The organism is Stenotrophomonas sp. T8 (assembly GCF_051853085.1).
In the GTDB taxonomy this organism is placed as follows: Bacteria; Pseudomonadota; Gammaproteobacteria; order Xanthomonadales; family Xanthomonadaceae; genus Stenotrophomonas; species Stenotrophomonas sepilia.
This window is the reverse complement of sequence record NZ_CP195329.1, coordinates 2,667,425-2,684,194: the sequence shown is the minus strand read 5'-3', so window position 1 is coordinate 2,684,194 and position 16,770 is coordinate 2,667,425. Positions and strand designations below refer to the sequence as shown.

At 65.8% G+C, this 16,770-nt stretch carries 25 protein-coding genes and 1 tRNA gene; 19 read left to right on the top strand and 7 right to left on the bottom strand.

What is annotated here, in order from left to right; genetic code table 11:
- The first annotated feature begins 16 nt into the window (after nt 1–16).
- From infC to ACSDHM_RS12610, 10 genes are all read left to right on the top strand, one after another.
- Entirely contained in the window at nt 17–559 is a 543-nt protein-coding gene (gene infC / locus ACSDHM_RS12655; RefSeq protein ID WP_080104334.1) for a translation initiation factor IF-3, read from the top strand.
- Between the two features lie 266 nt (nt 560–825).
- Nucleotides 826–1,023 (top strand): 50S ribosomal protein L35, encoded by a 198-nt coding sequence (gene rpmI / locus ACSDHM_RS12650; protein WP_005410436.1) that lies wholly within the window; start codon nt 826–828, stop codon nt 1,021–1,023.
- Between the two features lie 11 nt (nt 1,024–1,034).
- Nucleotides 1,035–1,394, top strand: a complete 360-nt coding sequence (gene rplT / locus ACSDHM_RS12645) for a 50S ribosomal protein L20 (RefSeq protein WP_005410435.1) — start codon at nt 1,035–1,037, stop codon at nt 1,392–1,394.
- Nucleotides 1,395–1,587: 193 nt separating this feature from the next.
- Nucleotides 1,588–2,583 (top strand): phenylalanine--tRNA ligase subunit alpha, encoded by a 996-nt coding sequence (locus ACSDHM_RS12640; RefSeq protein ID WP_439426310.1) that lies wholly within the window; start codon nt 1,588–1,590, stop codon nt 2,581–2,583.
- Nucleotides 2,584–2,670: 87 nt separating this feature from the next.
- On the top strand, nt 2,671–5,052 hold the full coding sequence (gene pheT, locus ACSDHM_RS12635) for a phenylalanine--tRNA ligase subunit beta (protein ID WP_353762328.1): 2,382 nt from the start codon (nt 2,671–2,673) through the stop codon (nt 5,050–5,052).
- A 27-nt stretch (nt 5,053–5,079) separates the two neighbouring features.
- Entirely contained in the window at nt 5,080–5,379 is a 300-nt protein-coding gene (locus tag ACSDHM_RS12630) for an integration host factor subunit alpha (RefSeq protein WP_005410432.1), read from the top strand.
- Nucleotides 5,360–5,716: a MerR family transcriptional regulator gene (locus ACSDHM_RS12625; protein ID WP_053518690.1), complete on the top strand. Its 357-nt coding sequence runs from the start codon at nt 5,360–5,362 to the stop codon at nt 5,714–5,716. Before ACSDHM_RS12630 ends, ACSDHM_RS12625 begins: the two co-directional genes overlap by 20 nt.
- A 68-nt stretch (nt 5,717–5,784) precedes the next feature.
- Nucleotides 5,785–5,861, top strand: a tRNA-Pro gene (locus ACSDHM_RS12620).
- A 117-nt stretch (nt 5,862–5,978) separates the two neighbouring features.
- Nucleotides 5,979–6,179, top strand: coding sequence for a hypothetical protein (locus tag ACSDHM_RS12615; RefSeq protein WP_088496157.1), 201 nt, complete (start codon nt 5,979–5,981; stop codon nt 6,177–6,179).
- Nucleotides 6,176–6,517: a low molecular weight protein tyrosine phosphatase family protein gene (locus ACSDHM_RS12610; RefSeq protein ID WP_088496158.1), complete on the top strand. Its 342-nt coding sequence runs from the start codon at nt 6,176–6,178 to the stop codon at nt 6,515–6,517. The genes ACSDHM_RS12615 and ACSDHM_RS12610 overlap by 4 nt, the downstream gene beginning before the upstream one ends.
- A gap of 203 nt (nt 6,518–6,720) precedes the next feature.
- Here the strand turns inward: ACSDHM_RS12610 and ACSDHM_RS12605 are convergent, their stop codons facing one another.
- Nucleotides 6,721–7,236, bottom strand: a complete 516-nt coding sequence (locus ACSDHM_RS12605; RefSeq protein WP_343648288.1) for a DUF3011 domain-containing protein — start codon at nt 7,234–7,236, stop codon at nt 6,721–6,723.
- A 242-nt stretch (nt 7,237–7,478) separates the two neighbouring features.
- On the opposite strand from ACSDHM_RS12605, the gene ACSDHM_RS12600 reads away from it, so the two are divergent.
- Nucleotides 7,479–7,874 carry a hypothetical protein gene (locus ACSDHM_RS12600; RefSeq protein WP_111200638.1) on the top strand — a complete coding sequence of 132 codons (396 nt, stop codon included), beginning with the start codon at nt 7,479–7,481 and terminating at the stop codon, nt 7,872–7,874.
- A 12-nt stretch (nt 7,875–7,886) separates the two neighbouring features.
- Here the strand turns inward: ACSDHM_RS12600 and ACSDHM_RS12595 are convergent, their stop codons facing one another.
- Nucleotides 7,887–8,564 carry an aspartate/glutamate racemase family protein gene (locus tag ACSDHM_RS12595; protein ID WP_439426980.1) on the bottom strand — a complete coding sequence of 226 codons (678 nt, stop codon included), beginning with the start codon at nt 8,562–8,564 and terminating at the stop codon, nt 7,887–7,889.
- Between the two features lie 102 nt (nt 8,565–8,666).
- Between ACSDHM_RS12595 and ACSDHM_RS12590 the strand changes: the two genes are divergently transcribed.
- The 5 genes from ACSDHM_RS12590 (at nt 8,667) to ACSDHM_RS12570 (ending at nt 10,982) form a co-directional block, all read left to right on the top strand.
- Nucleotides 8,667–8,978: an ArsR/SmtB family transcription factor gene (locus tag ACSDHM_RS12590; protein ID WP_072169128.1), complete on the top strand. Its 312-nt coding sequence runs from the start codon at nt 8,667–8,669 to the stop codon at nt 8,976–8,978.
- Nucleotides 8,978–9,328 carry a polyketide cyclase gene (locus tag ACSDHM_RS12585; RefSeq protein ID WP_072169129.1) on the top strand — a complete coding sequence of 117 codons (351 nt, stop codon included), beginning with the start codon at nt 8,978–8,980 and terminating at the stop codon, nt 9,326–9,328. Before ACSDHM_RS12590 ends, ACSDHM_RS12585 begins: the two co-directional genes overlap by 1 nt.
- Before the next feature lie 37 nt (nt 9,329–9,365).
- Nucleotides 9,366–9,974, top strand: a complete 609-nt coding sequence (locus ACSDHM_RS12580) for an ATP-dependent Clp protease proteolytic subunit (RefSeq protein ID WP_005417839.1) — start codon at nt 9,366–9,368, stop codon at nt 9,972–9,974.
- A gap of 98 nt (nt 9,975–10,072) precedes the next feature.
- Entirely contained in the window at nt 10,073–10,714 is a 642-nt protein-coding gene (locus tag ACSDHM_RS12575; protein ID WP_188240784.1) for a LysE family translocator, read from the top strand.
- A 94-nt stretch (nt 10,715–10,808) separates the two neighbouring features.
- Entirely contained in the window at nt 10,809–10,982 is a 174-nt protein-coding gene (locus ACSDHM_RS12570; RefSeq protein ID WP_088496161.1) for a DUF1328 domain-containing protein, read from the top strand.
- Nucleotides 10,983–11,004: 22 nt separating this feature from the next.
- Here ACSDHM_RS12570 and ACSDHM_RS12565 read toward each other — a convergent pair whose 3' ends face one another.
- From ACSDHM_RS12565 to ACSDHM_RS12555, 3 genes are read right to left on the bottom strand one after another with little or no spacing between them, the layout of a single operon-like run.
- On the bottom strand, nt 11,005–11,337 hold the full coding sequence (locus tag ACSDHM_RS12565; RefSeq protein WP_053499229.1) for an SMR family transporter: 333 nt from the start codon (nt 11,335–11,337) through the stop codon (nt 11,005–11,007).
- A gap of 33 nt (nt 11,338–11,370) precedes the next feature.
- A complete protein-coding gene (locus tag ACSDHM_RS12560) occupies nt 11,371–11,604 on the bottom strand; it encodes a DUF1653 domain-containing protein (protein WP_072169132.1) in 234 nt (77 codons plus the stop codon).
- A 12-nt stretch (nt 11,605–11,616) separates the two neighbouring features.
- Nucleotides 11,617–11,898: a hypothetical protein gene (locus ACSDHM_RS12555; RefSeq protein ID WP_088496164.1), complete on the bottom strand. Its 282-nt coding sequence runs from the start codon at nt 11,896–11,898 to the stop codon at nt 11,617–11,619.
- A gap of 402 nt (nt 11,899–12,300) precedes the next feature.
- On the opposite strand from ACSDHM_RS12555, the gene ACSDHM_RS12550 reads away from it, so the two are divergent.
- The 3 genes from ACSDHM_RS12550 (at nt 12,301) to ACSDHM_RS12540 (ending at nt 13,575) form a co-directional block, all read left to right on the top strand.
- Entirely contained in the window at nt 12,301–12,507 is a 207-nt protein-coding gene (locus tag ACSDHM_RS12550; RefSeq protein ID WP_072169134.1) for a hypothetical protein, read from the top strand.
- Between the two features lie 132 nt (nt 12,508–12,639).
- The gene (locus ACSDHM_RS12545; protein ID WP_005417825.1) at nt 12,640–13,197 is read left to right on the top strand and encodes a DUF3011 domain-containing protein; all 558 of its coding nucleotides are present in this window, start codon (nt 12,640–12,642) and stop codon (nt 13,195–13,197) included.
- A 174-nt stretch (nt 13,198–13,371) separates the two neighbouring features.
- Nucleotides 13,372–13,575, top strand: coding sequence for a hypothetical protein (locus tag ACSDHM_RS12540; protein ID WP_005417823.1), 204 nt, complete (start codon nt 13,372–13,374; stop codon nt 13,573–13,575).
- Between the two features lie 132 nt (nt 13,576–13,707).
- On the opposite strand, the gene dxs is transcribed toward ACSDHM_RS12540, so the two are convergent.
- Together dxs and ACSDHM_RS12530 are read right to left on the bottom strand one after the other, a co-directional pair.
- Nucleotides 13,708–15,615: a 1-deoxy-D-xylulose-5-phosphate synthase gene (gene dxs, locus ACSDHM_RS12535; protein ID WP_111200650.1), complete on the bottom strand. Its 1,908-nt coding sequence runs from the start codon at nt 15,613–15,615 to the stop codon at nt 13,708–13,710.
- Between the two features lie 105 nt (nt 15,616–15,720).
- Complete coding sequence (locus ACSDHM_RS12530) at nt 15,721–16,386, bottom strand: HNH endonuclease (RefSeq protein ID WP_032954353.1); 666 nt, start codon at nt 16,384–16,386, stop codon at nt 15,721–15,723.
- Nucleotides 16,387–16,770: the final 384 nt, after the last annotated feature.

The window sequence follows — 16,770 nt, the reverse complement described above, 5'->3', positions numbered from 1 at the left end:
GACCGGTTCGATACCCTTGGGAGAACGTAATATCAGCACCCCTGACAACAAACAGAACCGCAAGAATCAGGAAATCCGTGTGCCGCGCGTCCGCGTGATCGGCAGTGACGGAGAAATGATCGGCGTGTTGTCGCGCGACGAAGCGCTGTCCATGGCCGAAGATGAAGGCCTGGACCTGGTCGAGATCCAGCCGCAGGCCGATCCGCCGGTCTGCAAGATCATGGACTTCGGCAAGTTCAAGTTCGAAGCGCAGAAGAAGGCCAGCGAGGCCAAGAAGAAGACCAAGCAGGTCGAGATCAAGGAAGTGAAGTTCCGTCCGGTCACGGACGAGGGCGACTACCAGATCAAGCTGCGCAAGATGCGCGGGTTCCTTGAAGAAGGCGACAAGATCAAGGTCAACATCCGCTTCCGTGGCCGTGAAATGAGCCACCAGGAACTGGGACGTGAAATGGCCAACCGGATCGAGGCCGATCTGGGCGAGGACATCGTCATCGAATCCCGTCCGCGCCTGGAAGGGCGTCAGATGGTCATGATGATCGCGCCGAAGAAGAAGACCTGAGGCATGACGGGCCGCCTTGCGGGGCGCCTGGCTGAATGGTTCAGAGTAAAGGGGCGCCGCTGGCGTCCCTTTGCTTTTGCAGGAGGCCGGTGAAGTGCCGGCGAAAGGGTTGCAGGGGCTGGTGGCAGGGCGGTTTTGCCTGTATCATGCCCGGCTCGACCCACCCAGGACGGGTCGTACGCCGATCATGGCAGGACGGAAAGAGCGGCCCAGGCCGCCGCCAGATCAGTCAGAAACCAGGGTCATATCCCATCAAGGACATTGCAATGCCCAAGATCAAGACCAACCGGGCAGCGGCCAAGCGTTTCCGCAAGACCGCCTCGGGCAAGTACAAGTGCGGCCACGCCAACCGTAGCCACATCCTCACGAAGAAAGCGACCAAGCGTAAGCGTAATCTGCGTCAGACGGGCCATGTCCGTGCAGAAGACGCAGGCCGTCTGGACCGCATGCTCCCTTACCTCTGAGGAACTGAAAAATGGCACGAGTTAAGCGTGGCGTACAGGCGCGTCGCCGCCACAAGAAGATTCTGGATCTCGCCAAGGGCTATTACAACGCCCGTCGCAAGGTCTTCCGCGTCGCCAAGCAGGCGGTCATCAAGGCACAGCAGTACGCCTACATCGGCCGTAAGCAGAAGAAGCGCAACTTCCGTTCGCTGTGGATCACCCGCATCAACGCGGCTGCCCGCATCAACGGCCTGAGCTACAGCCGCTTCATGAACGGCCTGCTGAAGGCCGGCATCACCCTGGATCGCAAGGTCCTGGCTGACATCGCCGTGCACGACGCAGCCGGTTTTGCTGCGCTGGCCGAAAAGGCCAAGGGCGCGCTGGCGGCATAAGTCCTTCCCGATGCCGTAACCGTTCACTCGGAACGGTGTCAGGTCAAGGCAATGCATGGGGAAGGGCGCAAGTCCTTCCCCATTCTTTTTTGGGTTCCGGCGAGGCCATGGCGGCAGCGCGGGGACGGCGGTGGCGACAGGGGTCGGCCCTTCGCGCATCGCGATGGCAGATCGACTGGAGTTCCGGCCCCCCATGAGCGACATCCAATCCCTCACCACCCAGGCGCTGGCCGATGTGGCCGCCGCACAGAGTCCCGACGTGCTGGAACAGCTGCGCGTTGCCCTGCTTGGCAAGAGTGGGAGCATCACCTCGCAGCTCAAGCAGCTCGGCGCCCTGCCGGCGGACGAGCGCAAGGCCGCTGGTGAAGCGATCAACCAGGCCCGCGACGCGCTGACCCGCGCGCTGGGCGAGCGCAAGGCGCTGCTGGAAGACGCGGCGCTGGATGCGCGCCTGGCCGCCGAAGCCATCGACATCACCCTGCCGGGCCGCAACTGCGAGCGTGCCGGCCTGCACCCGATCACCCGCACCCTGGAGCGCATCACCGGCATCTTCGGCCGGCTGGGCTACGAGCTGTCGGAAGGGCCGGAGATCGAGGACGACTGGCACAATTTCGAGGCGCTGAACTTCCCGCCGCACCATCCGGCGCGCGCCATGCACGACACCTTCTACTTCGGCGACGGCCGCCTGCTGCGCACGCACACCTCCGGCGTGCAGGTGCGCTACATGGGCGACCACGCGCCGCCACTGCGCATGATCGCCGCCGGCAAGGTGTACCGCAGCGACAGCGACCAGACCCACTCGCCGATGTTCCACCAGATGGAAGGTCTGCTGGTCGACGAGCATTCGACCTTCGCCGACCTGAAGGGCACGCTGGCCGAGTTCGTGCGCGCGTTCTTCGAGCGCGATTTCGAGATGCGTTTCCGCCCCAGCTACTTCCCGTTCGTGGAGCCGGGTGCGGAAGTGGACATCGCCTGGCAGCAGCCCGACGGCAGCACCCGCTGGCTGGAAGTGCTGGGCTGCGGCATGGTCCATCCGAACGTGCTGCGCAACGTCGGCATCGATCCGGAGCGTTACACCGGCTTCGCGTTCGGCATGGGCGTGGAGCGTTTCGCGATGCTTCGTTACGGCGTCAACGATCTGCGCGCGTTCTTCGAGAACGACGTGCGATTCCTGAAACAGTTCGCGTAAGCCGCAGCCACGTAGAGCCGAGCCATGCTCGGCTGCTCCTAAATTTGCAGGCCCAGGCGCATGCGCCGGGCCCACCAGGGTGACACCATGAAATTCTCCGAAAACTGGCTGCGCAGCCATGTCCCGACCGGCGCCTCGCGCGATGAACTGAGTGCAGTGCTGACCGCCATCGGCCTGGAAGTGGAAGACGTGACCGCGCTGGGCGAAGGCCTCGATCACGTGGTCGTGGCGCGCATCGTCGAGGCCGTGCGCCATCCCGAAGCTGATCGCCTGCAGGTGTGCAAGGTCGACGCCGGGCAGGGCGAACTGCTGCAGATCGTCTGCGGCGCACCGAACGCGCGCCCGGGCCTGGTCGCGCCGCTGGCCATGGTGGGTGCGCAGATCGGCGAGCTGAAGATCAAGCCGGCCAAGCTGCGCGGCGTGGAGTCCAACGGCATGCTGTGCTCGGCCAAGGAGCTGGGCCTGGACAACGATGCCTCCGGCCTGCTGGAGCTGCCCGATGACGCACCGGTCGGCCAGGCCCTGATCGAGTACCTGGGCCTGCCGGACGCCAGTATCGAGATCAAGCTGACCCCAAACCGCGCCGACTGCTTCAGCCTGCGCGGCATCGCCTACGACGTCGCCGCCGCCACCCGCAGCGAAGTGCTGGACTTCGCCGCCGATGCCATTCCGGCGGTCGGCAGCCGTGAGCTGAGCATCCAGCTCGACGCTGGCGCCGAAGCGCCGCGTTACCTGGGCCGCGTCATCGAAGGCGTCAACGCCGCCGCCAAAACCCCGTTGTGGATGGCCGAGCGCCTGCGCCGCAGTGGCGTGCGTCCGGTCTCGCTGCTGGTCGACATCACCCAGTACGTGATGCTGGAGCTGGGCCAGCCGATGCATGCCTACGACCTCGGCACCCTGCAGGGCAGCATTGCCGTGCGCCGTTCGCGCGCGGGCGAGACGCTGAAGCTGCTGGACGGCCGCGATGCCGCGCTGGACGAGAGCTTCCTGGTGGTCACCGACGCCGATCGTGCGATCGGCCTTGCCGGCCTGATGGGCGGCTTCGACACCCGCGTCACCGACGCGACGACTGCCGTGTTCCTGGAAGCCGCGCACTTCGCGCCGGCTGCGATCATGGGCCGTGGCCGCAAGCTGGGCCTGCACACCGATGCCGGCCACCGCTTCGAGCGCGGCGTCGATCCGGCACTGCCGCGCACCGCCATCGAATACGCCACCCGCCTGGTGCTGGACCTGGCCGGCGGTACCCCGGCGCCGGTCACCGAGGCCGTGCGCGCCGATGACCTGCCGCAGCCGGCGACGATCGTACTGCGCCGCGCCCGCATCACCCGCGTGCTCGGCATCACCATCGACGATGCGGAAGTCGAGCGCATCCTGCGCGCGCTGGGCATGGACGTGGCTGCCACGGCCGAGGGCTGGCAGGTCGCCGCGCCGAGCCGCCGCTTCGACATCGCCATTGAAGAAGACCTGATCGAAGAGCTGGCCCGCATCCACGGTTACGAGCAGATCCCGACCACGCTGCCGGGCGGTGCCTCGCGCGTGGCGATGCCGAGCGAGACCCAGCTGGACGCGCTGAGCGTGCGTCGCCAGCTGATCGCCCGCGACCTGCAGGAAACCGTCAATTTCGCCTTCGTCGACGATGCCCTGCTGGCCCAGTGGCAGCTGCGCGACGGCCTGGTGCCGCTGGCCAACCCGCTGTCGGCCGAACTGGCGGTGATGCGCCCGTCGCTGCTGCCGGGCCTGGTCGCCACGCTGGGCCGCAACGCCGCCCGCCAGCTCGGCCGCGTGCGCCTGTTCGAGCTCGGCCGCGTGTTCGCCCAGCAGGCCGGAGATGGCCAACTGGCACCGCTGGAAACGCCGCGCGTGGCGGCAGCTGTCTGCGGTGAGGCGCAGGCGGTGCAGTGGGGCCTGCCGACCCGCAAGGTTGATTTCCATGACCTGAAGGGCGACCTGGAATCGCTGGCGGCTGCCAGTGGTGCGGTACTGGAGTTCCGCCCGTCGTCCCGTGCCTACGGCCACCCGGCGCGGTCGGCCGAGGTGTTCCGCGATGGCGTGGCGATCGGCTGGATCGGCCAGATCCACCCGCGCCTGGCCAAGGCGATGGATATCGAGGCCGATGTCTACGCCTTCGAGCTGGATCTGGAACCGCTGACCGCCCGTCGCCTGCCCCGTGCCGGCGAGCTGTCGCGCTTCCCGGCGGTGCGTCGCGACCTGGCGTTCCTGGTGCCTGAACAGGTGGCCTGGGCCGATCTGGCCGCGACCGTCCGCCAGGCCGCCGGCCCGCTGCTGCGCGACCTGAACCTGTTCGACCGCTATGTTGGCCAGGGCGTCGAGCCGGGGTTCAAGAGTCTCGCTATGGGCTTGATTTTGCAGGACAAGTCGCGCACTCTGACGGACCGCGACGTGGATGCGGTGGTGGCCGAGGCGGTCGCTGCCATCGAGCGTGAACACCACGCCCGGATCCGCGGCTGAGCGGGCAGCACTCGGGGGTAGCAGGCAATGGCATTGACCAAGGCGGAGATGGCGGAAAAGCTGTTCGACGAAGTCGGTCTGAACAAGCGGGAAGCCAAGGAATTCGTCGACGCGTTTTTCGATGTGCTGCGTGAAGCATTGGAACAGGGACGTCAGGTGAAGCTGTCGGGTTTCGGTAATTTCGATCTGCGGCGCAAGAACCAGCGCCCGGGTCGCAACCCCAAGACCGGCGAGGAAATTCCGATTTCCGCCCGTACGGTGGTTACCTTCCGTCCGGGCCAGAAGCTCAAGGAGAGGGTGGAAGCTTATGCTGGATCCGGGCAGTAATCGCGAACTACCGCCGATTCCGGCCAAGCGCTACTTCACCATCGGTGAAGTCAGCGAGCTGTGCGACGTCAAGCCGCACGTCCTGCGCTACTGGGAAACCGAGTTTCCCAGCCTTGAGCCGGCCAAGCGCCGAGGCAACCGCCGCTACTACCAGCGCCATGACGTGCTGATGGTGCGGCAGATCCGCAGCCTGCTGTACGAACAGGGCTACACCATCGGCGGTGCACGCCTGCGCCTGGAGGGTCCCGATGCCCGCGAGGAATCGGCGCTGAGCAACCAGATCATCAAGCAGGTGCGCATGGAACTGGAAGAAGTGCTGCAGTTGCTGCGCCGCTGATCCCATTTCCATCGTAATCCGCTATACTTCACGGCCCGCCGCACTGGCGGGCACATCGCAGCATCAGTCGGGGCGTAGCGCAGCCTGGTAGCGCATCTGCCTGGGGGGCAGAGGGTCGTCGGTTCGAATCCGGCCGTCCCGACCACTGTGATGAATCAGGAAGCCCGCGCAGCGATGCGTGGGCTTTTTTGTGCGTGCGGTGTATGCTGCGCGCCACTCGTACTACCGCGGCTGCTGAACCCGGTACTCACGAGAACACATCATGGAATCTGCAAGAAACCGTGCCTGGCGTCGCAGCCAAGCCCGCAACCGTGGTGGCGACCGCGCCACGACGGCCTACCGCTACAAGCCCGAGAAGAACTGGAAGCTGCTGTATACGCGGGATGCCAAGCTCGCGCGTGCACGCCAGCTGGGTTTCACCTATCCGGTCCTCAGCGCCCGCCAACTGCAGGAACAGGAATGATCAACCTGCTGTTCGTCTGCAGCCGCAACCAGCTGCGGAGCCCGACCGCCGAAGCCATGTGGCGACGGCGGCCCGGCTTCAACGCGCTGTCGGCCGGCACCAGCCCGCACGCACGACGCCCCATCGGCCCGGCGGATATCCGCTGGGCCGATGTCATCTTCGTGATGGAGGCCAAGCACCAGCATCGCCTGCAGGCCGCGTACGCGCGCCTGCTGGAACACAAGCGCGTGCACTGCCTGGACATCCCCGACGACTATCGCTGCATGGATCCGGCGTTGATGGACCTGCTGGCCGCCAAGGTGGCCGTGTACCTCGATCAACTGTCGGCAAAGCGGTAGATCAGCTCCGGATCGCCTTCGTCCAAACCCTGCACGATGTCGCTGCCGGTGAGAACCCGAGGCGAGCATCGCCTCGCGGATATGCAGCATCGTCGAGGAAGGATCGGGTGGCGTCATCGAAGGCTCCTGGGCTGGATGCGCCCGGTCCATCGATCACGTCGGCCGTGTCTGCGTATCCGCCACAGCCAGCGTGTGGTCGGCAGTCAATACACGCGGAACTCGGCACGGCAGCCGTCGCTGACCCACACCCCGCGGCGGTCCCAGCCCCAGTTGCGGTCCTCGACGCACGGCGTCACCGACTTCTGCTTGACCAAGCGCACTCCATGGCGCACCCGGATGCGGCATTCCTTGTCCTTCTGTTCGTAGGACTCGCAGACCAGGCGCTCGCCGTCGTCATCCCGGTCACGGTCCCGGCCGCGCCCCGGCCAGCGGCCGCGTCCCTGTTCGTCGGCCACGAACTCAGCGCGGCAGCCTTCGGTGACCCAGAGCATGCGGCGGCTCTGGCCCCAGTTCTGGTCCTCGACGCAGCGGGTGACCGACAGCTGCCTGGCCATGCGCATGCGGCCTTCGATCGGGCACTGCTGGGTCTTGTTGAACTGCGACTCGCAACGCAGCGGCGGAACGTGATCGCTGACGTAGTCCTGGGCGGCCACCGTGGTGGCCCCCAGCAACAGGGCCAGGGCGGAGGTGGCAATCGGCAGCAACAGGCGATGGGTCATGGAGAGCCTAGGCAGAGGGAATGGGCCGCAAGAATGGACCAGCCCGAGGCCGTCGGAACGGATCGTTCCGGCGCTGGCTCAGTGGGGATTTAGTAGTGCGCACCGGCCCATGCAGGGCCTTACATCCCTTATCATCGCGGCACATCCGATCGCATCGGCTTACACCTTCTTACATGTCCCCCACGCATGCCGGCGCAGCCTGTGGCTGCCGTCACTGGCGTGCAGCCGGCTTGCGGAGGAGGATGCGCGGACCACGACGACCACAGGGGGTTGCGTTGATCAGCAGTACCGTCATTCATCGCTCGGCTGGCGCAGAGGCCGGGCAGCTGCGTGTCCTGGACACCACGTTCAAGGGCAAGCATGTGTTCATTGCGTGGGGCCTGCGCGGGCCGGAACTGACCCGCAGCGCAGACCCGCCCGCCACCGTGGCTGCGCGCAAGGCGTTGCACGCCGTGGCCGGCCACAGCGAAGGGCCGCGCAGCCCGGAGGTGTTCATCGCCAACCAGTCGGCGGTGGCGATTACCGTCTATCGGCTGCTGACCGAGGCGCGTTCGGGCGATGCCATCTTCTTCCTGTGTGATTCGCAGGCCGTGGTCGACTGGCTGATCACCGCACTGGAAGTCCAAGGCGAAGGCTGACGCTGCGCGCGGTCAGGCCAGCGCCGCGTCCACCGCCGCAAGCGCGTGCAGGGTGGTGGTGTCGAACAACGGCACCGCACTGTCTTCGGGGCGCACCAGCAGCATGATCTCGGTACAGCCGAGGATGATCGCTTCGGCGCCGCGCGCGACCAGCCGCGCGATCACGCCGGCGTACACCTGCCGCGAGTGCTCGCTGACCACGCCGGCGATCAGCTCCTGGTAGATGATGTCGTGCACGCAGCGGCGATCATCAGCCTCCGGAACCAGTACCTGCAGCCCGAAGCGGTCCTGCAGCCGGTCGCGGTAGAACGCCTGCTCCATGGTGAAGGCGGTGCCGAGCAGTCCCACCTTGCGGATGCCGGCCTGCAGGATCGCCGTGGCGGTCGGGTCGGCGATATGCAGCAGGGGCAACCGGCACTCGGCTTCGATCCGGTCGGCCAGCGTGTGCATGGTGTTGGTGCAGATCACCAGCAGCTCGGCGCCACCGGCCTGCAGTCGCCGTGCAGCATCGAGCATGTGGTTGCCCAGCACATCCCACCGACCGTCGTGCTGCAACTGCTTGATGCCGGCGAAATCCACCGACCACAGCAGCAGTTGCGCCGAATGGGCGCCACCGAGGCGGTTCCGCACCGCCTCGTTGATGAGACGGTAGTACTGCGCGGAGCTTTCCCAGCTCATGCCGCCGATCAGGCCAAGGGTTCTTCATGCTCAGCTCCATGCCAGGGAGCCGTCATTGCAGCACAACCGATGCGGGACTTGCACGACACATTAGTAATCGCTAATGTATAGGCCATGATCGAGAACGCCCTGTTCAAGGCGCTGGCCGACCCCACCCGCCGCCATATCTTCGAAAAGCTGGCCGATGGCGGGCAACATGCCAGCGCGCTACGTGAGGGCATTGCGATCAGCCAGTCTGCGATGTCCCAGCACCTGGCAGTGCTGCGCGATGCAGGGCTGGTGCGTGAGCAGCGTCAGGGACGTTTCGTCCACTATGAAGTCGATCCGCGCGGGCTGGCCCACATCGGTCGCTGGCTGCAGCGGTACCGGGCCTACTGGCCGGCGCGGATGTCCGCACTGCAGAACCTGCTGGAGGAGATGGACTGATGGACGATGTTCTGGAGGAAGCGGCTCCCGCGCTGGTGATGGAGCAGCGGTTGCCTGTGCCACCGGAACGGGTCTGGCGCGCACTGTTCGATCCGGCACTGCGTGAGCGCTGGTTGCCTGCCGCCGATCTTGCCGATCCACAGCCCTGCCTGTGCGAGGAGGGGCGGGAGCTGGGATTCCGCTTGCGCGATGCACAGCCCCCACATCTGCACAGCCTGGTGTGTTTCCGGCTGCGCGGTGATGAGGATGGGGGAACGGTGCTGACCATCGTGCACCGGCTCACCGACCGGCGCGCGCTGATACCGCCGGCGTCCAACGATGACCATCGCACGGTGATGCGCGCGGCGTGAGCCGGCGCCTGGATCGAACGCTACAGGGAGCAGGCACATGCGGGACAGAATGCAGCTGGTACCGATGGTGGTGGAACGCAGCGAGCGCGGTGAGCGCTCCTATGACATCTACTCGCGGCTCCTGCGCGAGCGCATCATCTTTCTCAACGGCGAAGTCGATGACACCGTATCGGCGCTGGTCTGCGCGCAACTGCTGTTCCTTGAATCTGAAAATCCGGAGAAGCCGATCCATCTGTACATCAACTCGCCGGGCGGGGTGATCTCCAGCGGCTTGGCGATGTACGACACGATGCAATACATCTCGGCCCCGGTGCATACGCTGTGCATGGGCACCGCGCGGTCGATGGGTTCGTTCCTGCTGATGGCCGGCGAGCCGGGTCACCGCGCGGCGCTGGCCAATGCCAGCCTGCATGTGCACCAGCCGCTGGGCGGGGTGCAGGGCCAGGCTTCGGACATCTTCATCCACGCCGAGGAGATGCAGCGCACCAAGCAGCGCATCACCCAGCTGTATGCGCGGCATTGCGGACGCAGTTTCGAGGAGGTCGAACAGACCCTGGACCGCGATCGGTTCATGAGTGCCGAGCAGGCATGCGAATGGGGCCTGATCGACCAGGTACTGGTACGGCGCGACGCGCTCGCGGCCTGAGTCTGCCTCTGTAACCACCGCATCCATGCTGCACTGTGTGTGCCGCGCCAGGCCGGCGCACTCTATGCTGGTTGGATGTTCTGAAGTGGACGCCTGATATGGCCCTGCATACCTGGTGGTGGTTCCTGGCCACGGTCTTCGTGCTGTGCGGGACGCCCGGGCCCAACATGCTGCACATCCTTGGCCGCAGCGTCGGGCTGGGGTTCCGTGGCAGTGTGCCGGCCATGGCCGGCTGCCTGCTGGCGATGCTGCTGGTGCTGGCGGCTTCCGCAGCGGGCCTGAGTGCGCTGCTGCATTCCTCGCCGATGCTGTTCGAGGTGCTGCGCTATCTCGGTGTGGCCTACCTGGCCTGGCTCGGCATCAAGGCCTGGCGTGACAGTTGCCGGCCCGCACCCGCGGTGGTTGATGCTGCAGAGGTCACACTGGCGCCGGTACATGGCGCAGGCGCGGTGTTCCGCGGCGGCCTGTGGGTCGGCCTGAGCAATCCCAAACTATTGCTGTTCGCCGCAGCGTTCCTGCCGCAGTTCGTCGACCCGTCGCGCAGCCAGGCCGTGCAGTACAGCGTGCTGGTCGCGACCTTCGCGGCCTGCGAACTGTTCTGGTACGCGATGTACGCAGCCGGTGGCCACGGCCTGCGCCGTTGGCTTGCAAAGCCATTCGCACGGCGCTGGTTCGAGCGGCTGGTGGGAAGCGTGTTCCTGGCTTTCGCAGTGGCGTTGTTGCGCTTCCGGCCGCGTTGATTCACGCCGCACACGCGGCCCGTTCACGAGCGCCGCATCGGTGGCGGCCTAGCCTGATCGCACCGTTTGCGTTCCCTGCAGGGAAAGGACTGACATGATCAAGTGGGCCATCATCTTCGCCGTCATCGGCATCATCGCGGGCGTGCTGGGCTTCGGCGGCATCGCTGGCGCCGCCGTGGGCATCGCCAAGTTCCTGTTCTGGGCAGGCATCATCATCGCCGTGGTCCTGTTCCTGATCGGCATGAGCGTGGCGAAGAAGGTCAGCTAGCGCCAGTCGCGCAGCAGCGTCTTCAGTGCGCGCTGCTGCGCGAGAACAGATTGATCACCAGTACGCCGGCGCAGATCAGGCCGATCCCGATCAATGCCGGTGCATCCAGCCGCTGCTTGAACACCACCAGGCCGATCAGCGAGATCAGCACGATGCCGACGCCGGACCAGATTGCATAGGCGATGCCGGTCGGCACCGACTTCATGGTGACCGACAGCAGGTAGAAGCACAGCCCATAGCCAACCAGCGCGCCCACTGTCGGCCACAGCCGGCTCATGCCGTCCGAGGCTTTCAGCAGTGACGTGGCGATCACTTCCAGCACGATGGCGGCGGCCAGGTAGATATAAGGGTTCATCGCGGGCTCCGGGTCACTGCGGGTCGCACCGGATCAATCGTCGATGCGAGCGAAGCGCGCCTGCGGGCCGTGTTCGCCCGGAACCTGCTCGATGAACATCGGGTAGGGGCGTACCCACAGGCCGCCTTCGCCATAGAGTGCGCGATAAAGCACCATCGGTTCCAACGTCTCGCTGCTGCGGACGATATCGATCACCTCGTATTCGCCGCCCTTGAAGTGGCGATACCGGCCACGGACGAGATCGGGCAGGGGAGTCAGCTCAGCCATGGCAGGGCGTGCTCACTTGCGCGCCGGGCTGGCGGGCTTGGCGCAGTACGCGTCGATGGCCTCGGCCGTGTTGGCCAGGCCCTGCGCCTGCGCCAGTTCCCAGGGGCGCTCGCAGCGCTGGCTGTGTTCGCACCACTGATAGCCGGCAGAGCCGATACAGCCGTGCGCGTCACGATCGCCGCCTACCCTCGGCGTGGTGGTCGAAGGCTTGCCGTCGGCACGCCGGGGTGCATTGCCCGGGCTCGCGCATGCGGCCAGAACCAGCAGCGCTGGAATCAGAAGAAGCACCTTCATGCGCGAGCTCCGTGCGTAAAGCGACATTTTCTGTCGCAAATAGCCCGTCAGCAAGCGCTCAATGCACGGCGGCGCGGATCAACTCTTCGATCAGGATCAGATAGCAGGCCACGAAATAGAACTTCAGCAACGTCGAACGCTGGTGCGGGAGGAAGGTGCGCATGTGGAAGGGGCCCCTGTTGATGACGGTAGTGTGAAGCCAGCCTGACTCCGTGACAAGGATCACGGAATGAACGGGCTAAACGGACTCAGGGATGTGAGGAAAGCCGAGATCCGATGCGAGGGCGCGGCATTTTCGTACAAATCTGATAGGCCATCCCGGAGGCGGTCGCTAGCCTGATGGTGTAACGGCAAGCGGCCAACTGCCTGCCACTGCACCCTTTCATCCGCAGGAGACTCCCGATGGTCATCACCGTCCAATGCAATGCCCAGCGCTGGTCCGTACTGCATCCGCAGCTGAGCGACACCACGGGTTACGCGCGGGGCGCCGACGCCTTTGATGCCGCCGCCGCGCTGGCCCTGGAGCATCACCGCCGCACCGGCCAGCGCAGCACGGTGCGGGTCGAGGCGCTTGGCAACACGGTAGACGCGCTTTACGTTGGAGAGTGACGCCAGCCCCCTTGGTGCAGTCAGCCACGGTTGAGTTGTTTGAATGGGGGAACAACTGCCATCGCCGCTCCCTCTGTGCGCCGGGCCGTGAATCCCGGATGCTTGCGCCATCGTATTCATCTGGAGATCTCGATGGGCAAGGCACTCACCTGGCGCACCCTGGCCTGCACCCTGTTGCCGATGCTGGCGGCCGCCGGCGGCGCCCAGGCGCAGAGCTATGGCTACGGCTACGACGACGACCGCTATGGCGGCCGCGATGGCAGTGGCATCGTGCGCTGCGAGTCGGTCAAGAACCGCAGCAATGAGTGCCGCCTGGATGGCCGCGCGCGGTTGATCCGCCAATTGTCCGGTTCGCCCTGTGTGGAAGGTGAGACCTGGGGCCAGTCGCGCAACGGCGTCTGGGTCACACAGGGGTGCCGTGCCGAATTCGTTGGTGAATACCGCCGCGGCGGCGGCTGGGGCGGCAATGGCGGCGGCTGGGGCAACGGCAATGGATGGGGTGGTGGCGATGTGGTCACCTGCCATTCCAATGGCCACCGGCAGGAGTACTGCGATGCCCGCATCCGCCGGGGCGTGCGCCTGATCCGCCAGGACTCGCGCAGTGCCTGCATCGAAGGCCAGAGCTGGGGCTGGGATCGCCGCGGCATCTGGGTGAGCGATGGCTGCAGGGCGCAGTTCCAGGTGAACTGAGCTTTACGGGTTCAACCCGTGAAAATCAGAATAATCTGATACAGCTCACATTTTGAACGACGTATCGTCTGTGATCAGGGCGCCCTGCGTGCCCTGATACCCGGTGATGTCGATTGCCGTAGCCGGCATCAGCATCGCGCCGCCGTCGATACGCTGCCTCAAGGAGTGAGCTGCATGTTGATCCGCCTGCAATGCGAACAGCGCCAGTGGCGCGTGCTGCACCCGGATAGGCCGGAGCCGATCGAGTTCCGTGATGGCGCACGAGCCTATGACTTTGCCGAGACCCTGGCCCGCCTGCACTTCGTCGACACCGGGCAGCGCGCCGCCGTGCGCGTGGAGGCCAGCGGGGCGTTCGTGGAAGCGGTCAGTTACGGTTGAGCGTGGGGCGCCTGCTGGGGCAGGCCTGCGGGGTTCGGCCATCCACGCATGGCGTGGAACCACCTGCTTCCACCGTGGAAGGTGCGAGCCTTCGGCTGCACCTTCCCGTGATGCGTGGATTCCTGATCGGCCTCAGCCCGCGGCACTCAGCGGCGGGTTGCCTGCGGCCAGCTGTGGCCAACGCTTGAGCACGGCGGCGCGGATGCCGGCCGCATCGATACCGGCTTCGGCCAGCAGGTCCTCGCGGCTGGCGTGGTGTTGGTAGCTGTCGGGCAGGCCCAGGTGCAGGATCGGACGCAGCACGCCTTCGGCATTGAGCAGCTCACCGACACCGGAACCGGCACCACCGGCCACGACGTTGTCTTCGATCGTGACCAGGCCCTCGTGCTGGGCGGCCATGGCCAGCACCAGCTCGCGATCCAGTGGCTTGATGAAGCGCATGTTGACCACGCTCAGGCCCAGTTCGCGGCCGACCTGCTCGGCGGCGGGCACGGTGCTGCCGAAGGCAAGCAGGGCGATGCGGTTGCCCTGCAGACGCAGCTCGCCCTTGCCGATCGGCAGGGTCGACAGGTCGGTGCCGGCCGCAACGCCGGTACCCGTACCGCGCGGGTAGCGCACGGCAGCCGGACCTGGGTGCTGCAGGCCGGTGCTGAGCATCTGCCGGCACTCGGCTTCATTGGAGGGTGCCATCACCACCATGTTCGGCACGCAGCGCAGGAAGCTGAGGTCGAGGTTGCCGGCGTGGGTCGCGCCGTCCGGACCGACCACGCCAGCGCGGTCGATCGCAAACAGCACGTCCAGATCCTGGATCGCCACGTCGTGCACCAGCTGGTCGTACGCACGCTGCAGGAAGGTGGAGTAGATCGCCACCACCGGCTTGCCCCCCTGAGTGGCCATGCCGGCGGCGAGGGTGACCGCGTGCTGCTCGGCGATCGCCACGTCGAAATAGCGCTGCGGGTACTCCTTGCTGAAGCGCACCAGGCCAGAGCCTTCGCGCATGGCCGGAGTGATGCCGTAGAGGCGCGGCTCGGCGGCGGCGGCATCGCACAGCCAGTCACTGAATACATCGGTATAGGTCGGCTTCTTGGCCCCGGCCTTGGCCACCAGGCCCTTGTCCGGATCGAACGGGCCCACGGCGTGGTAACCGATCTGATCGCCTTCTGCCGGCTCGTAGCCCTTGCCCTTGGTGGTCATCACATGCAGCAGCTTCGGGCCCTTGGAGGCGCGCAGCGTCTTCAGGGTGGACAACAGCGCCGGCATGTCGTGGCCGTCGATCGGGCCGGTGTAGTGGAAGCCCATTTCCTCGAACATCGTGGAGGGCACGAACATGCCCTTCCAGTGTTCTTCCCAGCGCTTCACGAAACGCGCCGGGTTGTTCTTCTTGTCACCGAGGATCTTCTTGCCACCTTCGCGCAGCGCGTTGAGCGTACGGCTGCCGGTCGCTCGGCCCAGCATCTTGGTCAGGCCGCCCACTGCCTCGGAGATCGACATGTTGTTGTCGTTGAGGATCACCAGCAGGTTCGGCTCCGGCTCCATGCCACCAGCGTGCATCAGCGCCTCGAACGCCATGCCGGCAGTCATCGCGCCGTCACCGATCACTGCCACGACCTTGCGGTCGTCGCCTTCGGACTGGCGGGCGATGGCCATGCCGAGCGCGGCCGAGATCGAGGTGGAAGAGTGGCCGACGCCGAAGGTGTCGTACTCGCTTTCCTCGCGCTTCGGGAACGGCGCGACACCGTCCTTCTGCTTGACGGTATGGATCTCGTCGCGGCGGCCGGTCAGGATCTTGTGCGGGTACGTCTGGTGACCGACGTCCCAGACCAGTTGATCGACCGGGGTCTGGTACAGGTAGTGCAGGGCCACGGTCAGTTCGATCACGCCCAGGCCGGCGGCGAAGTGGCCTCCGCTCTTGCCCACCGATTCGATGAGGTAGGCGCGCAGTTCGTCGGCAACCGCCCTCAATTCGGATTCGTCGAACGTGCGCAGGTCATCCGGTGTCTGGATGCGCGCGAGGCGGGGATAGCGGGCAGAGTCGATCATCATGTTCGCACTTTTTCTGAACGCCCATTTTCGCCCTCAAACGGGGGTGGGGCAAGCAAACGCCGCCGTCCGTGACAGGACGGTGAGGGTTGCATGTTCGGGCGTTCAGGTGCTGAGTTTCGAGCGCTTGGGCAACTGCGCCTTCAGGAAGGCCATCTGGTCGGCCAGGATGTTGCGGTTGGACAGGATCAGGTGCTCGATCCAGCTGGGCCGGTAGGGCACTGCCAGCAGGGGCATGCCGGCCTGCTGCGGGGTGCGGTCGCTCTTGCGCGAATTGCAGTGGAAGCACGCGGTGACCACGTTTTCCCAGCAGTCCAGGCCACCTTTGGACAGCGGCATGACATGGTCGCGGGTGAGCGTCGGGCGGGTGAACTGCTGGCCGCAGTACATGCACAGATGGGCGTCGCGGGCGAACAGGGCCTGGTTGGTCAGGTTCGGCGTCGGGTCGATCGCGCGGGAGCGGGCGTGGCCGCGGGCAGCGATGATCGGGTGCAGGTCCATGCCGCTCTGCAGGCCGCTGAAGCGGTTGGTGCCACCGTGGATGTGCAGGCAGGGATCGCCAAGCGTCCAGGCCACTGCCTCGCGGGCGTAGAGGCAGGCCGCATCCTGCCAGGTGATCCAGTCCAGTACGCGTCCGTGGGCATCAAGCGAGAGCAGCCGGACCGAACCGGGGCGATGCAGCGTCGTGGCGTTGGGCGATGCTTCGGCGCCCGGAGCAGAAAACGGAGCTCCGGCTTCGATCAGACCCAAGCGTGTAGTGTCTGTCTCCATCGGGAGAACAGCTTATACCTGAATGTTGACGATTTGTGTATCGCCGACAGGCGATACACAAATCGTCAACATTCAGGTCCGCGCATTCCTCCTATTCCCCGCACCTGTCGGTGCGCCCTCCTTAACAAAGGGGGGCTTTTCTCCAGATGGATTCCGGTGGTTCTCATCCACGCGTGGCGTGGATCTACGGCAGTTCGCGGGGAACTGTCAGAGGCGGGGCGGTGTGGGGTGGCAGGACCGTTGGCGCCATGGATGGCGCCATCGAGCCCCCATGGATGGGTTTACGGCGTGTCCTGCCAGGCCACACCGCCCCGCCATCCACCGGGATGCAGCTGTTGCTGTTGCGGTTGCCGGCCAGCGGCCGGCACTACCGCGGGTGCCGGG

Excerpts from the sequence above, each read along its gene's own strand:
- rpmI (WP_005410436.1), top strand. The coding sequence starts at position 826 with ATGCCCAAGATCAAGACCAACCGGGCAGCGGCCAAGCGTTTCCGCAAG.
- rplT (WP_005410435.1), top strand. The coding sequence starts at position 1,035 with ATGGCACGAGTTAAGCGTGGCGTACAGGCGCGTCGCCGCCACAAGAAG.
- ACSDHM_RS12640 (WP_439426310.1), top strand. The coding sequence starts at position 1,588 with ATGAGCGACATCCAATCCCTCACCACCCAGGCGCTGGCCGATGTGGCC.
- pheT (WP_353762328.1), top strand. The coding sequence starts at position 2,671 with ATGAAATTCTCCGAAAACTGGCTGCGCAGCCATGTCCCGACCGGCGCC.
- ACSDHM_RS12630 (WP_005410432.1), top strand. The coding sequence starts at position 5,080 with ATGGCATTGACCAAGGCGGAGATGGCGGAAAAGCTGTTCGACGAAGTC.
- ACSDHM_RS12625 (WP_053518690.1), top strand. The coding sequence starts at position 5,360 with ATGCTGGATCCGGGCAGTAATCGCGAACTACCGCCGATTCCGGCCAAG.
- ACSDHM_RS12615 (WP_088496157.1), top strand. The coding sequence starts at position 5,979 with ATGGAATCTGCAAGAAACCGTGCCTGGCGTCGCAGCCAAGCCCGCAAC.
- ACSDHM_RS12610 (WP_088496158.1), top strand. The coding sequence starts at position 6,176 with ATGATCAACCTGCTGTTCGTCTGCAGCCGCAACCAGCTGCGGAGCCCG.
- ACSDHM_RS12605 (WP_343648288.1), bottom strand. The coding sequence starts at position 7,236 with ATGACCCATCGCCTGTTGCTGCCGATTGCCACCTCCGCCCTGGCCCTG.
- ACSDHM_RS12600 (WP_111200638.1), top strand. The coding sequence starts at position 7,479 with ATGCGCGGACCACGACGACCACAGGGGGTTGCGTTGATCAGCAGTACC.
- ACSDHM_RS12590 (WP_072169128.1), top strand. The coding sequence starts at position 8,667 with ATGATCGAGAACGCCCTGTTCAAGGCGCTGGCCGACCCCACCCGCCGC.
- ACSDHM_RS12585 (WP_072169129.1), top strand. The coding sequence starts at position 8,978 with ATGGACGATGTTCTGGAGGAAGCGGCTCCCGCGCTGGTGATGGAGCAG.
- ACSDHM_RS12580 (WP_005417839.1), top strand. The coding sequence starts at position 9,366 with ATGCGGGACAGAATGCAGCTGGTACCGATGGTGGTGGAACGCAGCGAG.
- ACSDHM_RS12575 (WP_188240784.1), top strand. The coding sequence starts at position 10,073 with ATGGCCCTGCATACCTGGTGGTGGTTCCTGGCCACGGTCTTCGTGCTG.
- ACSDHM_RS12570 (WP_088496161.1), top strand. The coding sequence starts at position 10,809 with ATGATCAAGTGGGCCATCATCTTCGCCGTCATCGGCATCATCGCGGGC.
- ACSDHM_RS12565 (WP_053499229.1), bottom strand. The coding sequence starts at position 11,337 with ATGAACCCTTATATCTACCTGGCCGCCGCCATCGTGCTGGAAGTGATC.
- ACSDHM_RS12560 (WP_072169132.1), bottom strand. The coding sequence starts at position 11,604 with ATGGCTGAGCTGACTCCCCTGCCCGATCTCGTCCGTGGCCGGTATCGC.
- ACSDHM_RS12555 (WP_088496164.1), bottom strand. The coding sequence starts at position 11,898 with ATGAAGGTGCTTCTTCTGATTCCAGCGCTGCTGGTTCTGGCCGCATGC.
- ACSDHM_RS12550 (WP_072169134.1), top strand. The coding sequence starts at position 12,301 with ATGGTCATCACCGTCCAATGCAATGCCCAGCGCTGGTCCGTACTGCAT.
- ACSDHM_RS12545 (WP_005417825.1), top strand. The coding sequence starts at position 12,640 with ATGGGCAAGGCACTCACCTGGCGCACCCTGGCCTGCACCCTGTTGCCG.
- ACSDHM_RS12540 (WP_005417823.1), top strand. The coding sequence starts at position 13,372 with ATGTTGATCCGCCTGCAATGCGAACAGCGCCAGTGGCGCGTGCTGCAC.
- dxs (WP_111200650.1), bottom strand. The coding sequence starts at position 15,615 with ATGATCGACTCTGCCCGCTATCCCCGCCTCGCGCGCATCCAGACACCG.
- ACSDHM_RS12530 (WP_032954353.1), bottom strand. The coding sequence starts at position 16,386 with ATGGAGACAGACACTACACGCTTGGGTCTGATCGAAGCCGGAGCTCCG.